Raw genomic sequence first — 13,076 nt, 5'->3', positions numbered from 1 at the left:
ACCGTCCGGGACGAGTCTCGCGGCCGTCGTGACGCACGCTGCTCGGCGCGGATGCCCGGGCGAGGAGCGCGCAGAGGCGCGTGCACGACTGACTCGATGCGTTCGGACGGCTCATCCATGCCCGTCCGGGCTCATCAACGTCCCGAGCCGTCGGCCCGGGATCCGAGCCGGGGACTGGCACCACAAGTGGGGTCCTCCGGCGCGACACAAGGAGGAAAAGCACCAATGTCGCTTGCCGATGTGAAGACGACCCGGGTCGAAGAAGATCTGCTGGGCTCGAAGGAGGTACCGGCGGACGCCTACTACGGCGTGCATACGGTGCGCGCGATCGAGAACTTCACGATCAGCACGGCGAAGATCTCCGACGTGCCCGAGCTGGTGCGCGGCATGGTCAAGGTCAAGAAGGCCTCCGCCCTCGCGAACCAGGAGATGCACACGATCCCCGTCCTGGTCGCCGACGCCATCGTCGCCGGCTGCGACCAGGTCCTCGAGCACGGCCGCTGCCTGGACCAGTTCCCGATCGACGTCTTCCAGGGCGGTGCAGGGACCTCGGTCAACATGAACACCAACGAGGTGATCGCCAACCTCGCCCTCGAGCACCTGGGCCTGGAGAAGGGCCGCTACGACGTCGTCCACCCCAACGACCACGTGAACCGGTGCCAGTCCACCAACGACGCGTACCCCACCGGGTTCCGGATCGCCGTCTTCACCGTCGTGGAGGCGCTCAAGGTCGAGGTCGAGAACCTCGCGCTCGCCTTCGAGGCCAAGGGCGAGGAGTTCGCCGACGTCCTGAAGATGGGCCGCACCCAGCTCCAGGACGCCGTCCCGATGACGCTCGGGCAGGAGTTCAAGGTCTACGGCGTGCTCATGCGCGAGGAGATCCGCCAGCTCACCCGGGCCGCGGAGCTGCTGCTCGAGGTCAACCTCGGGGCCACCGCGATCGGCACCGGCCTGAACACCCCGGCGGGCTACCCGCAGACCGTGATCGCCAAGCTCAGCGAGGTCACCGGACTGCCGATGGTGCTCGCGGAGAACCTCATCGAGGCGACGTCGGACGCCGGCGCCTACGTGTCGATGCACGCCGCGATCAAGCGGGTCGCGGTCAAGCTCGGCAAGATCTGCAACGACCTGCGCCTGCTGTCCTCGGGCCCGCGCACCGGCATCAACGAGATCAACCTGCCCGAGCTCCAGGCCGGCTCGTCGATCATGCCGGCCAAGGTCAACCCGGTCCTGCCGGAGGTCGTCAACCAGGTCTGCTTCAAGATCATCGGCAACGACGTCACCGTCTCGATGGCGGCCGAGGCCGGTCAGCTCCAGCTCAACGTCATGGAGCCGGTTATCGGCCAGTCGCTCTTCGAGTCGATCGGCCTGCTCACCAACGCCGCCCGGACCCTGCGCGAGCGCTGCATCGACGGCATCACGGCCAACCCCGACGTCTGCCTCGGCTACGTCATGGACTCGATCGGCATCGTCACGTTCCTCGAGCCGATCATCGGCCACCACAACGGCGACCTGGTCGGCATCCGGTGCGCGCAGACCGGGAAGAACGTGCGCGAGGTGGTCCTGGAGATGGGGCTGCTCACCGGCGCCGAGCTCGACGAGATCTTCTCCCCGGAGAACCTGCGCAACCCGATGTACCGCGGCAAGGTCTACGACCTGCCGAAGAGCTCGGACCTCTCGCTCGCCGGTGAGCCCCGATGATGATGGCGCTGCAGTTCGCCGTCGTGCTGGCGGCGATCTTCCTCGGGGCGCGCCTCGGGGGCATCGCGATCGGATTCGCCGGTGGCCTCGGGGTCCTGGTGCTCGCGCTGCTCGGGGTGACACCGGGGGAGATGCCGCTGGACGTCATCTCGATCATCATGAGCGTGATCGCGGCCATCGCCGCGATGCAGGTGGCCGGCGGGATGGACTTCCTGGTCGACCTGGCCGACCGCATCCTGCGCCGCAACCCCAAGCGCATCACGTTCCTCGCCCCGATCATCACGTACCTCATGACGCTGATGGCGGGCACCGGTCACACCGCGTTCTCGACGATGCCCGTCATCACCGAGGTGGCCAAGGAGAACAACATCCGGCCCTCCCGGCCGCTCTCGGTGGCGGTGGTGGCCTCGCAGATCGCCATCACGGCCTCGCCGATCTCGGCGGCCGTGGTGTTCCTCGCGAGCGTGCTCGAGCCGAAGGGCGTGGACTACCTGGACATCCTCGCGGTGGCCATCCCGTCGACGTTCCTCGCCTGCATGGCGACCGCGGCGATCATGATGGGCATCGACAAGATCACCGGGAACACCGAGCTCAGCAGCCACCCGGAGTATCAGCGTCGTCTCGCGCTGGGCACCGTCACGGTCCGCGGACGGCGCGAACGGGCGCTTCCGCCACGGGCCGGGCTGTCCGTGCTGATCTTCGTGATCGGGCTCGTCGGCGTGATGGCCTACGCGACCGCGATCAGCGAGAACGTCGGCCTGATCAAGAACCCGGTGATGGACCGCGACTCGGCGATCATCGCGTTCATGCTGTCCATCGCGGCGATCATCGTGCTGGTGTGCAAAGTGCCCACCAACGACATCCTCGGTGCGTCGACGTTCAAGTCGGGCATGAGCGCGAGCATCTGCGTGCTCGGGGTGGCCTGGCTCGGCACGACGTTCGTGACCGCGCACGAGGCGGCGATCACCAGCTTCTCCGGTGATCTGCTGAGCAGTCAGCCGTGGATGCTCGCCGTCGTGCTGTTCGCGGCGTCGGCGCTGCTGTACTCCCAGGCGGCCACGACGAAGGCGCTCATTCCGACGGCCCTGGCGATCGGCGTCGCGCCGCTCGCGGCCGTGGCCGCGTTCCCCGCGGTCTCGGCCCTGTTCGTGCTGCCCACCTACCCGACGCTGCTGGCGGCGGTGCAGATGGACGACACGGGGACCACCCAGATCGGCAAGTACGTGTTCAACCACCCGTTCATCGTTCCGGGGGTCATCAACGTGACGATCGCGGTCGCGTTCGGGTTCCTGTTCGGCTCGTTCATCCTGTAGCCGACTCGGTCGCCGACGCGCCCACCTCGAGCGCGTCGGCGACGACGGCCAGCGACGCCACGTCGCCCTGCACGATGATCGTCGTCACCGCGGTCCGCTCCCACGCGGCCAGCTCGGCGCGGATCTTCGCGGGCGGACCGACCAGCGCGATGTCCTGCACGAGCTCGAGCGGGACGGCGGCGGTCGCCTCGGCCCGCCGCCCGGCCAGGTAGTGGGCCTGGATCTCGTCGCACGCCTCCTCGTAGCCCAGGCGCACCAGCACGTCCCGGTGGAAGTTCGCCCCCTTGGCGCCCATGCCGCCCGCGTAGAGCGCGATGAACGGGCGGACGGCGTCGGCGGCCGCCTCGACGTCGTCGTGCACGACGACGGGGACGGTCGCGCTGACCTCGAACTCCTCCACCGGCCGCGGCTCGCGTGCGCCGGCCACGGTGCCGCGGCGCGCGAAACCGTCGGCGAGCAGCTGGCGGTATGTGTCGTCCATGCGCGGGGAGTAGAACAGCGGCAGCCAGCCGTCGCCGATCTCGGCCGACATGGTGATGTTCTTCGGACCCTCCGCGGCTAGGTGGATCGGCAGGTCGGCGCGCAACGGGTGCACGGTCGACCGCAGCGACTTGCCGAGGCCGGTCCCGCCGCGCAACGGCAGCGTGTAGAACTCGCCGTCGTAGGTGACCGGCTTCTCGCGCGCCAGCACCTCGCGGACGATGGCGACGTACTCGCGGGTCCGGGCCAGGGGCTTGGGGTACGGCTGGCCGTACCAGCCCTCGACGACCTGGGGTCCGGACGCCCCGAGCCCGAGCGTGAACCGCCCGCCGGAGAGGTGGTCGAGCGTGAGCGCGGCCATCGCCGCAGCGGTCGGGGTGCGCGCGGACAGCTGCGCGATCGCCGTGCCGAGCCGGATCGTCCGAGTCTGTGCGCCCCACCAGGCGAGCGGGGTGAGCGCGTCCGAGCCGTACGCTTCCGCGGTCCAGACCGAGTCGAAACCGAGCCGCTCGGCGGCCAGCACCGCGTCCAGCGCCCCAGGTGGTGGTCCGGCCGACCAGTAACCGGTGTGGTACCCGAGGCGCATCAGCGGGACTCCTTCATCTCGACGTCGAGACATCCCATCCTGCCCCAGCCGCCCCAGATCCGCCCACGGTCGCCCCGCGCCGCCCCCGCGCCGCCCCCGCGCCGCCCCCGCGCCGCCGGGCGCAAACTGCGCACATCGGCGCCAACCGCGCACATCGGATGTGCGCAGCGGGCACCGATGTGCGCAGTCTGCGGAAGACGCCGGTCAGATGTAGATGGCTGGGTCGTCGACGTCGGCCGCGATGAGGGGGGAGTCGCGGCTGACTGTGCGGATCTTGGCGGGGACGCCGACGGCGACCGCACCCGCCGGGACGTCCGTGATCACCACGGCGTTCGCACCGATCTGGGCTCCGTTCCCGATCCAGACCGGTCCGAGGATCTTCGCGCCGGCGCCGACCACGACGCCGTCCCCCAGGGTCGGGTGCCGCTTGCCGTGGTGCATCGTCTTGCCGCCGAGCGTCGCGCCGTGGAACAGCACGACGTCGTCGCCGACCTCGGCGGTCTCGCCGATGACGACGCCCATGCCGTGGTCGATGAACAGCCGCTGACCCAGCCGCGCGCCCGGATGGATCTCGACGCCGGTGGCCGCCCGCGCCGCCTGCGCGAGCAGCCGGGCGGCCAGCCGCAGGCCGGGCTCGCGCCACATGCGGTGGGCGAGCCGGTACGTCCACACCGCGTGCACGCCCGGGTACCCGAGCGCGACCTCGATGAGCGACCTGGCCGCGGGGTCACGCAGTCGGGCGACCTCGAGGTCATCTCGCAGCACGCTCAGGAACCGCCGGACGCGAGGCATCAGTCGAGCAGGTCGGAGTACAGCACGGAGGTGAGGTAACGCTCGCCGAACGACGGGATGATCGCCACGATCAGCTTGCCCGCGTTCTCGGGGCGCTTCGCGAGCTGGATCGCGGCGTGGATGGCAGCGCCGGACGAGATGCCGACCAGCAGACCCTCGCGCTTGGCGGCGTCGCGGGCGACGGCGACCGCCGTCTCGGCGTCGACGTCGATGATCTCGTCGTAGACCGTGCGGTCGAGGATCTCGGGCACGAAGTTCGCGCCGATGCCCTGGATCTTGTGCGGGCCGGGCGCCCCACCGTTGAGGATGGCGGACTCGGCAGGCTCGACGCCGACGATCTGCACGCTCGGCTTGCGGGCCTTGAGCACCTGGCCGACGCCGGTGATGGTGCCGCCCGTGCCGATGCCGGCGACGACGATATCGACGGCGCCGTCCGTGTCGTCCCAGATCTCCACCGCGGTCGTCGTGCGGTGGATCTGCGGGTTGGCCTCGTTGGCGAACTGGCGGGCGAGGATCGCGCCCGGCCGCTCGGCGACGATCTCGTCGGCCTTGTCGACGGCGCCCTTCATGCCACCGGAGCCCGGGGTCAGGATGAGCTCGGCGCCGAACGCGCGGAGCAGCGCGCGGCGCTCGCGGGACATGGTCTCGGGCATCGTGAGCACGACGTCGTAGCCGCGCGCCGCGCCGACCATCGCGAGCGCGATGCCGGTGTTGCCGCTCGTCGCCTCGACGATGGTGCCGCCCGGCTTCAGCTCGCCGGACTTCTCGGCGGCGTCGACGATCGCGACCCCGATGCGGTCCTTGACCGAGCTCGCCGGGTTGTAGAACTCGAGCTTGCCGACGATCGTCGCGCCGAGCCCCTCGGTGAGCCGGTTCAGCCGGACCAGCGGGGTGTTGCCGACGAGCTGGGTGACGTCGTTATAGATGCGTGCCATGGGGGACCTCATCGGGATGGGCCGCGTGTCGCGGCGGGCGGGTGGTGGGGGAGCCTGTGCGGTGAACCACGGCGGGGCCGTGGGTGTTCCGCGGTGGAGAGGTGAATCCGTGCCGGGACGAGCGCTGGTGGCGACGATGCCGTGGGTCCGCGCGTCCGGGTGCGAGGACGCGAGCGAGCCAGCGCTCTACAGACAGCGACAGGGGGACGCGGGGCGCTCGAGGGACGCGCGTGGCTTGCTCGGGTGAAATGTCATCGCGCGTCCTTTCCTCGAGTAGGGCTGACCCAGTCGGGTGCGACCGTAGCGCGTGGACCGGTGACCTGCAACGGTTGCCCGCGCGGTGGACTCCTCGCACGGACAAAAACCGCGTTCCGCACTTTCGATAACGCTCTTCATGGTAGTCACCGGGGCTTACGCTTCGGGGCATGAAAATGGGCCGGGCATGGCGCTCGCGCGACGACGCGTCGTCGTGGCGGTACGCGCGCTGGGCGACGGTCGGCGCCGCCGTCGTCGTGCTCGGCGTGCTCGTGCTCGCTGCGACGGTGTTCAACCGACCCGGCCCGGGCGGTTCGTCCGGCGCCAAGCCGGTCACGGTCGCGATGGTCGCGTCCCCGGCACCGCGGCCCCTCGTGTTCGCCGCAGTCGGCGACTCGATCACGGCCGCGAACAGCGACGACCTCGGTCAACAGAAGGTCGGCGACGGGTCCTGGGTCTACTACGCGAGAAGCTCCGAGCTGAGGTTCGGCGGCGGCTGGGCCCACGGCGGCGCGCAGAGTTCGGCGATGGCCCGGAACGCGAGGTTCGTGCGCGCCGACGTGCTTGTGATCATCGCGGGCATCAACGACTATCGCCACCACGTCCCGTTCGCGACGACGTCGAAGAACCTGCTCGCGATCGCCCGGACGGTCGGTGCGGACCGGGTGATCGTCTCCGCGATCCCGCCCAGCAACGTCGAGCCGGCGATCGCCGCCGAGTTCAACCGGAAGCTCAAGCCGTTCGTCGAGGCCCAGGGCTGGACCTACATGGACGCGATGGCCGACCTGCGCGACGGCAAGCGCTACGCCCCCGGCATGACCTGGGACGGCACGCATCCGACCCAGGCGGCCGCCAAGCTCATCGGCGCCGCGATCGCCAAGGCGATCGTGGGCCACCACGGAGTCTCGCGCTGAGTTCGTGAACCGCGAAGTGTCAGACCCAGTGTGGGTAGGCCGCGCGCTGCGACTGACACGTCGGTCCAGCGAGCTCGCGGGGTGGTCCGGATGGGTTGAGAGGCGGGTCCTGGACGTAGGTCGCGCCCATGGGGTGCCGGAATCGCGCCGAACCTGCTCAGTGCAGCGCTCTGTGCAGCGCTCTGTGCAGCCAACGCGCGCCAGGGGTGCACGTTCGATGCACTGACGGATGCACTGAGACCTCTGAGTCGCAGCCCGCGCACCGCGCGCGACGCCGGCCCTGGTCGGCCGCCGAGTTCGTCGTTTCCAGTCGAGTTCGTCGATCGAAAACGACGAACTCGGGTGCGGACCGGCGAACTCGAGCTCTGCGCGGGCCGGTGAATGGTCCGCCGTCGGCGGTGTGGGACGCCCGTGGATCGTCCGGGATCAGATCCGGTCCAGCCAGGACGCCGACATGGACTCCTCCTCGAGGTCGAGCTCGCGCAGCATCCGGCGCATCACCACCTCGTCGACCTCGCCGGCGTCGCGGGACCGCATGAGCACGCCGCGCTGCGCGGCGACGATCTCGCGGCGGAACCGCAGGATCCGCCGACCGCTCTCGGCCGAGAGCGGCGCCGGGGCGCCCTCGGTGCGCGACGGGTCGAGCAGTGCCGCCGCCGCGGCGCCGCCCTCGAGCACCCCACGGGAGAGCTTCCGGATGATCGAGGCGGCCTGCTCCTCGCCGAGCTGGGCGGCCAGGGTGCTCTCGCGTTGCTCGATCGCTGCGCTCGCGGCACGCGTCGTCGCCAGGCGCAGCGTCGCCTCCTGGGCGGCGTCGCGGGCGTCGTCGTCGGCGGAGCCGATGCCGGCCCGCCGGATCACCCACGGCAGGGTCATTCCCTGCAGCAGCAGGGTGCCGATCGCGACCGCGTAGGCGATGAACTGGAGCGTCGCCCGGTGGGGGAATCCGGCGCCCGCCGCGATCAGGGGGATGCCGGCCGCGGCCGCGAGCGTGACGACACCGCGCATCCCGGCCCAGGACACCACCCCGGACTCGCGCCGCGTGAGGTCGTCGTGGACCGGCCGATGGCTGCCGCGGAACCGCAGATGATCGAAGCGCGTCGTCGCGAAGACATACAGCGGGCGGACGGCGATCGCGACCGCCAGTACGGCGGCGGCGGCCAGCACCGCCCGACCCATGCCCTGATCGGGCGCCCGCTGCACCTCGGCGATCACCCATTTGAGCTGCAGGCCGATCAGGGCGAACGTGAAGGACTCCAGGATGAGGTCGAAGGTCGACCAGAGGGGTTCCTCGTACAGGCGCGTGGCGTAGCCGGCTTCGGGCGCGCTGTGCCCGAGGTACAGCCCGGCGGCGACGACCGCGAGCACGCCGGACCCGCCGAGGTCTTCCGCGATCCAGTAGGCCGCGAACGGCGTCGCGAGACCGATCGCGGAGGCGACGACCGGATCGTCGAGGTGCAGGCGCGCGACGTGCACGCCCCAGCCGATCGCAAGGCCGGCGCTGACGCCGATCAGCACGGCGACCGCGAACACCCGCAGGCCCTGGCCGAACGACCACGTTCCGGTGGCCACCCCGGCGAGCGCCACCTTGTACAGGGTGAGCGACGTCGCGTCGTTGATGAGGCTCTCCCCGGTGAGCAGCGTCATCACCCGACGGGGCAGGTGGAGCCGGCGCCCGACGGCGGCGGCCGCCACGGCGTCCGGCGGAGCGACGACGGCGCCGAGCAGCAGTGCCGCAGCGAACGGCAGGTTCGGTACGAGCCAGACGGCCACCAGGGCGACGGCGGCGGCGCTGACCAGCACCAGCCCGATCCCGAGCCGGCTGATCGAGTTCAGCGAGCGCCGCAGGTCCGTGTACGAGCTCGAGAGCGCGGCCGAGTAGAGCAGCGGCGGCAGGATCAGGTCGAGCAGCAGGTGCGGGTCGATCGCGTAGTGCGGGACGACGGGCACGAACGACACCGCGAGGCCGACCCCGACCAGCACGAGCGGCATGGGCCACCCGTAGCGCCGCGCCAGGGCCGCGACCGACACGGCGACCGCAAGCAGCGCGAGGAGCTCGAACTCGGACACGGCACCGCCTCACGAACAGGTCCAGGAGAGGCCTGACCTTACGCGGGCTCGCACGACGACGATGACGACGCCGCCCGGACGTTCGCCGGGCTCGTTGGTCTGGTGAGGTCTCGGCCGACGTCAGCGGCTCGTGAGGATGACGAGTTGCTGGGTCGCTCGGGTCATCGACACGTAGCGGTCCACCGCACCCTCGATGCCGTCGCCGAACGCCGCCGGGTCGACGAGGACGACCAGGTCGAACTCGAGCCCCTTCACCAGCTCCGGGGTCAGCGACCGGACGCGGGACGTCGCACGGGATGTGCCGGCGTCACCGTGACCAGCGCCGATGACGCACGCGATCCCGTCGCCTGGTGCGGCGAGCCAGGTGTCGAGGATCGAGCCCAGCTCCGACGAGGCTCCGTGCACGACGGCGACGCCGCTGCTGCGGATGGAGGTCGGCACGTTGGCGTCCGGGATCACGGCCCGGATCACCGGCTCGGCCTGCGCCATGACCTCCGCCGGCGTCCGGTAGTTGATGCTCAGGGAGGCCAGGTTGATCCCGTCGAGCCCGATCCGCTCGAGGCGCTGCGGCCACGACTCCGTGAACCCGTGCCTGGCCTGGGCGCGGTCCCCGACGATGGTGAAGCTCCGGGACGGGCAGCGCGGCAGCAACATCTGCCACTCGGCGTCGGACAGCTCCTGGGCCTCGTCCACGACGATGTGCGCGAACGGTCCGGCGAGCAGGTCCGGGTCGGCGCCGGGCGGCGCGCTCGGGTCCACCAGGGTGTTCTGGGCGTCCTGCCCGCGCAACATCGTCATGACGGCCATCTCGGAGTCGTCGGACTCGATCAGGTGGTCGATGACCATGGCCATCTGCTCGCGTTCGGCGGCGACGGCGGCGAGATGGCGCCGCTGCCGTCCCGACGCCGCCGCGTCGCCGAGCCGCTGGCGCGCTGCGTCCAGGAGCGGCAGGTTGGTGACCGTCCACGCCTGAGGATGGGCGCGCTGCAGCGCCTGGACGTCGTCGCGGCTGAGCCAGGGGGCGCAGGTAGGCGGGCACCGACCACAGGTCCGCCACGAGGTCGGTCGCGTCGAGCAGCGGCCACGCGCGGTCGAGGATGGAGCGCAGCCCGGTGCTCTGCTCCAGCGACTCGCGGAGCAGGTCGGCCGAGTCGTCGTCGTCATGCTTGTCCAGCAGGATCGCGAGCAGCTCCGCCCAGATCTGCTCGCGCGCCTCGTTGTGCGCAGTGCCCGGGTCCGGCGCGTCGAACGCCGCGGCCCAGTCGTCGGGGCTCAGCCAGAGGTCGGACCACTCGGTCGTGACCGTCGTTCCCTTCGCCGGCGGCTCCTCGTAGAACCTGACCGAGCTCCTCTTCTGAGATCCGTGACCTTAGATCGAATTCTTGGCGCTCATGAGGGCGGCCGGACCCTGCTATAAATGGAAATAGAGGGGCTCCGCCCGCCGATCACCACGCAGCGATGAGGTCCGCTGGTGTGAGAATCGTGACGCCGGGGACAGTGCTCGGGACGCGGGAGACCGCCAACAGCGATGTGTGTGCCGTCGCACCTGGCAGGCGGTCTCGATTTCGCGAGAGTGCTGCGTAGTCGCCCATGTCGAACGGCGCGCGTTCACGCCATTTGATCGACCCGACGCCGAGCACCTTCTTCGCGACGGGCGCACGGTCTGCGAGGACGACGTCGATCTCGACGTCGTTCGTGCGGGTCCAGTACCCACCCACAACGGGTGCCGGCCCGTCCCCCAGGCCGAGGGCACGCGAGCCGAGACCGTGGAGCGCTTCCCGCACCACCGGTTCGACCGCACGACCACGCCACGACTCCCACGACGTCTGGATACGTTCGAGGACCCGGTCGCCACGGCCTCGTTCGATCTCAGCGAAACCTGGCCCGAGGAACCGAAGCCAGAAGCGCAAGTGCGGGTCTGCGACGCGGTACCGGGTCTCCTTCGACGGCGCTGTTGACAACGGTGCCTCCGCAGCGACGACACGCTTGTGCACCAAGGTCCGCAGGGCGCGGCTCAGTGACGTCTGCTGGATCCCGCCGGCCTGCCGGCCGATCGCAGTGAAGGTGGTCTCACCGGACCCGATCACCTCGAGGACCGCGCGTGCTTGGGCGCTCGGGGGGAACTCCGCGGCGAGCGAACGTTCCCCACTGACCAGCAGCGGCGACGTGGACCGTGACAAGGCATCCCGCAGGTAGTCCCACATGGACTGACCCTGCGCCCAGTCGGCACACACGAGCGGAAGACCGCCCGTGATGAGGTACGCGTCGAATGCCGCTGCCGGCTCGAGGTGCAGCAGGTCACCAACCTCGGCCGGAGACAACGGCGGGACGACCATTTCCGTGGCCCGCTGATGAAACGGGCGTCCGTACTCGTTCAAAGTCTCCATCATCGCGAGATCCGACCCGATGCCGATCAGCAGCACAGGCAGGCGCGACAGGTCACGGTCGAACACCTTCTGAAGCGTCCCCTCGAATGAGGGATCCGACGCGATCAGGTAGGGGATCTCGTCGATGACGATCACACTCGGACCGTCCGGTGGCAACGCTGCGGCCAGAAGGCGGAGCGCCGCGTCCCAGGACGTGACCTGAACGTCCTGGAAGAGGGGTGCCCCCGGCAGGTTCGACTCGGCCACCTCGCGTGTGAAGAGACTTAGCTCTTCCGCGGTGCTGCGCGTCGACGCGGTGAAAAACACGTAGGGCACGCCCGCCCGGTCGAGGAACTCCTCCACGAGACGCGATTTCCCCACTCGCCGTCGCCCCCGGATCAGCAGCGCCTTCGCCGGCCGCTCGGCGGGACCGGCGGGGTTGGGTAGGAGTCGGGCCAGTTCACGGAGCTGGGATGCGCGACCGACGAAGCGGGGCATCAGGTGCTCCCTCAGATCTGTCATCAAAGATACTGTCACAGATGACAGTATCAGTCGTGATACTCCGTCCACGGGACAGTTGCGCTCATGGGGCTCACGAGTTGCGTCGTTCCGGGAACACGACGACGACCAGAGCGACCTGAGTTGGCCGATTCCACACGAATTCGCCGATTCAAAGCCAGCGCGCGGTGCGATCCACGTGGGCAGGGAGGGTGGCGATGCTGTCCGGGCGGAACGCGGGTCCAGCGACGGGTTCGACGTGGTCTTCGTGAGTCGCTGACGCACGGAGGTGGCCGTCGCAAGTCTTCGACCTGCGGAAATACTGGAGCGGGTGAGGAGAATCGAACTCCCGTAGCCAGTTTGGAAGTTACGCCGACGGGTTTGTAACGACCTCATCAAACCGCGTTTTTGCAGGTCAGACGCTTGCGAGGCTACACCGAGCGGAACCGAAATGCACCCTGGGGACCACCCTTATGGCACGTTATGGCATGCCACTAGGGACTGACTACGTGCGTTTCGACCCAGCTCGATGGCGCACGCCATCCGACTACACCGCAGGCGCCGCGGTCCGCGGGAAGGTCAGGCGGGCGCTGCCTCACCGTCGCACGGGCCTCCGCGAGGCCTACTGCCGAGTCCGGCCATGCTTCGTCAACAGGTGCGTCGTGCCTTGCCAGGTGACCTCGAGCGCAGGGATGTCGGTGCGCCGCCATCTGCTCCGTGAGCGCTTCTCTGTCGTATGACCGAAGAGGTGCAGGGCGGCAAGCTCGACGAGTTCCCGCACCACTCGCCTCTGCACACCCAGGTCGTCGTACTCGAACTCGGGCGGCCAGTGGAAGTCGTCGAGAAGCAGGAAGAACACCTCCCCCCCGAGTGTTTCGATGACGGCGGTCCGTCCGGAGCGATGCGCCGCGCTCAGGTAGATGAGCACCCGTCTCCCCTCCCGGACGACCGGCCCCACCACCAGATCAAGCTCTTCGGCGTCTGCTGCAACGGCGTCGGCCACTTCATCCGGAGTCACGCCCCAAGGCTAGCGGGACCTTCCTGGCTATCGCGGGCGTTGCCCGTGAACGTGCAGGTCAGGTGCCTGTTTAGGGTGGCCGGTTTGTATTACCCATGTCAGCGCTTGGGGGCGTAGGTCTCGAGGTTGAACAGGTCGAAGAGCTGCT

At 69.7% G+C, this 13,076-nt stretch carries 10 protein-coding genes; 3 read left to right on the top strand and 7 right to left on the bottom strand.

Features of this window, described 5'->3' with window-relative positions; all coding sequences use genetic code 11:
• Positions 1-225 precede the first annotated feature (225 nt).
• A complete protein-coding gene (gene aspA / locus VIM26_RS02970) occupies positions 226-1,701 on the top strand; it encodes an aspartate ammonia-lyase (RefSeq protein WP_331948836.1) in 1,476 nt (491 codons plus the stop codon).
• Positions 1,701-3,014, top strand: coding sequence for an anaerobic C4-dicarboxylate transporter (locus VIM26_RS02965; RefSeq protein WP_349257758.1), 1,314 nt, complete (start codon positions 1,701-1,703; stop codon positions 3,012-3,014). The genes aspA and VIM26_RS02965 overlap by 1 nt, the downstream gene beginning before the upstream one ends.
• Here the strand turns inward: VIM26_RS02965 and VIM26_RS02960 are convergent.
• The 3 genes from VIM26_RS02960 to cysK all read right to left on the bottom strand — a co-directional run bounded on the left by VIM26_RS02960 (position 3,004) and on the right by cysK (position 5,807).
• Positions 3,004-4,080, bottom strand: a complete 1,077-nt coding sequence (locus VIM26_RS02960) for an LLM class F420-dependent oxidoreductase (protein ID WP_331948834.1) — start codon at positions 4,078-4,080, stop codon at positions 3,004-3,006. The genes VIM26_RS02965 and VIM26_RS02960 overlap by 11 nt on opposite strands.
• 204 nt (positions 4,081-4,284) lie before the next feature.
• The gene (epsC, locus tag VIM26_RS02955) at positions 4,285-4,872 is read right to left on the bottom strand and encodes a serine O-acetyltransferase EpsC (RefSeq protein ID WP_331948833.1); all 588 of its coding nucleotides are present in this window, start codon (positions 4,870-4,872) and stop codon (positions 4,285-4,287) included.
• A complete protein-coding gene (gene cysK, locus VIM26_RS02950; protein ID WP_331948831.1) occupies positions 4,872-5,807 on the bottom strand; it encodes a cysteine synthase A in 936 nt (311 codons plus the stop codon). Before cysK ends, epsC begins: the two co-directional genes overlap by 1 nt.
• 425 nt (positions 5,808-6,232) lie before the next feature.
• On the opposite strand from cysK, the gene VIM26_RS02945 reads away from it, so the two are divergent.
• A complete protein-coding gene (locus VIM26_RS02945; protein WP_331948830.1) occupies positions 6,233-6,976 on the top strand; it encodes an SGNH/GDSL hydrolase family protein in 744 nt (247 codons plus the stop codon).
• Between the two features lie 426 nt (positions 6,977-7,402).
• Here the strand turns inward: VIM26_RS02945 and VIM26_RS02940 are convergent, their stop codons facing one another.
• The 4 genes from VIM26_RS02940 to VIM26_RS02925 all read right to left on the bottom strand — a co-directional run bounded on the left by VIM26_RS02940 (position 7,403) and on the right by VIM26_RS02925 (position 12,928).
• The gene (locus VIM26_RS02940; protein ID WP_331948829.1) at positions 7,403-9,046 is read right to left on the bottom strand and encodes a Na+/H+ antiporter; all 1,644 of its coding nucleotides are present in this window, start codon (positions 9,044-9,046) and stop codon (positions 7,403-7,405) included.
• 120 nt (positions 9,047-9,166) lie between these two features.
• Positions 9,167-9,892: a hypothetical protein gene (locus VIM26_RS02935; protein WP_331948828.1), complete on the bottom strand. Its 726-nt coding sequence runs from the start codon at positions 9,890-9,892 to the stop codon at positions 9,167-9,169.
• Positions 9,893-10,491: 599 nt separating this feature from the next.
• The gene (locus VIM26_RS02930; RefSeq protein WP_331948827.1) at positions 10,492-12,195 is read right to left on the bottom strand and encodes an ATP-binding protein; all 1,704 of its coding nucleotides are present in this window, start codon (positions 12,193-12,195) and stop codon (positions 10,492-10,494) included.
• A gap of 337 nt (positions 12,196-12,532) precedes the next feature.
• The gene (locus VIM26_RS02925; RefSeq protein WP_331948826.1) at positions 12,533-12,928 is read right to left on the bottom strand and encodes a hypothetical protein; all 396 of its coding nucleotides are present in this window, start codon (positions 12,926-12,928) and stop codon (positions 12,533-12,535) included.
• Positions 12,929-13,076: the final 148 nt, after the last annotated feature.

The sequence above is a fragment of the Pengzhenrongella sp. genome, assembly GCF_036565025.1.
GTDB lineage: Bacteria > Actinomycetota > Actinomycetes > Actinomycetales > Cellulomonadaceae > Pengzhenrongella.
The sequence above is the reverse complement of the archived record's forward strand: the minus strand, read 5'-3'. Positions and strand labels throughout refer to the sequence as shown.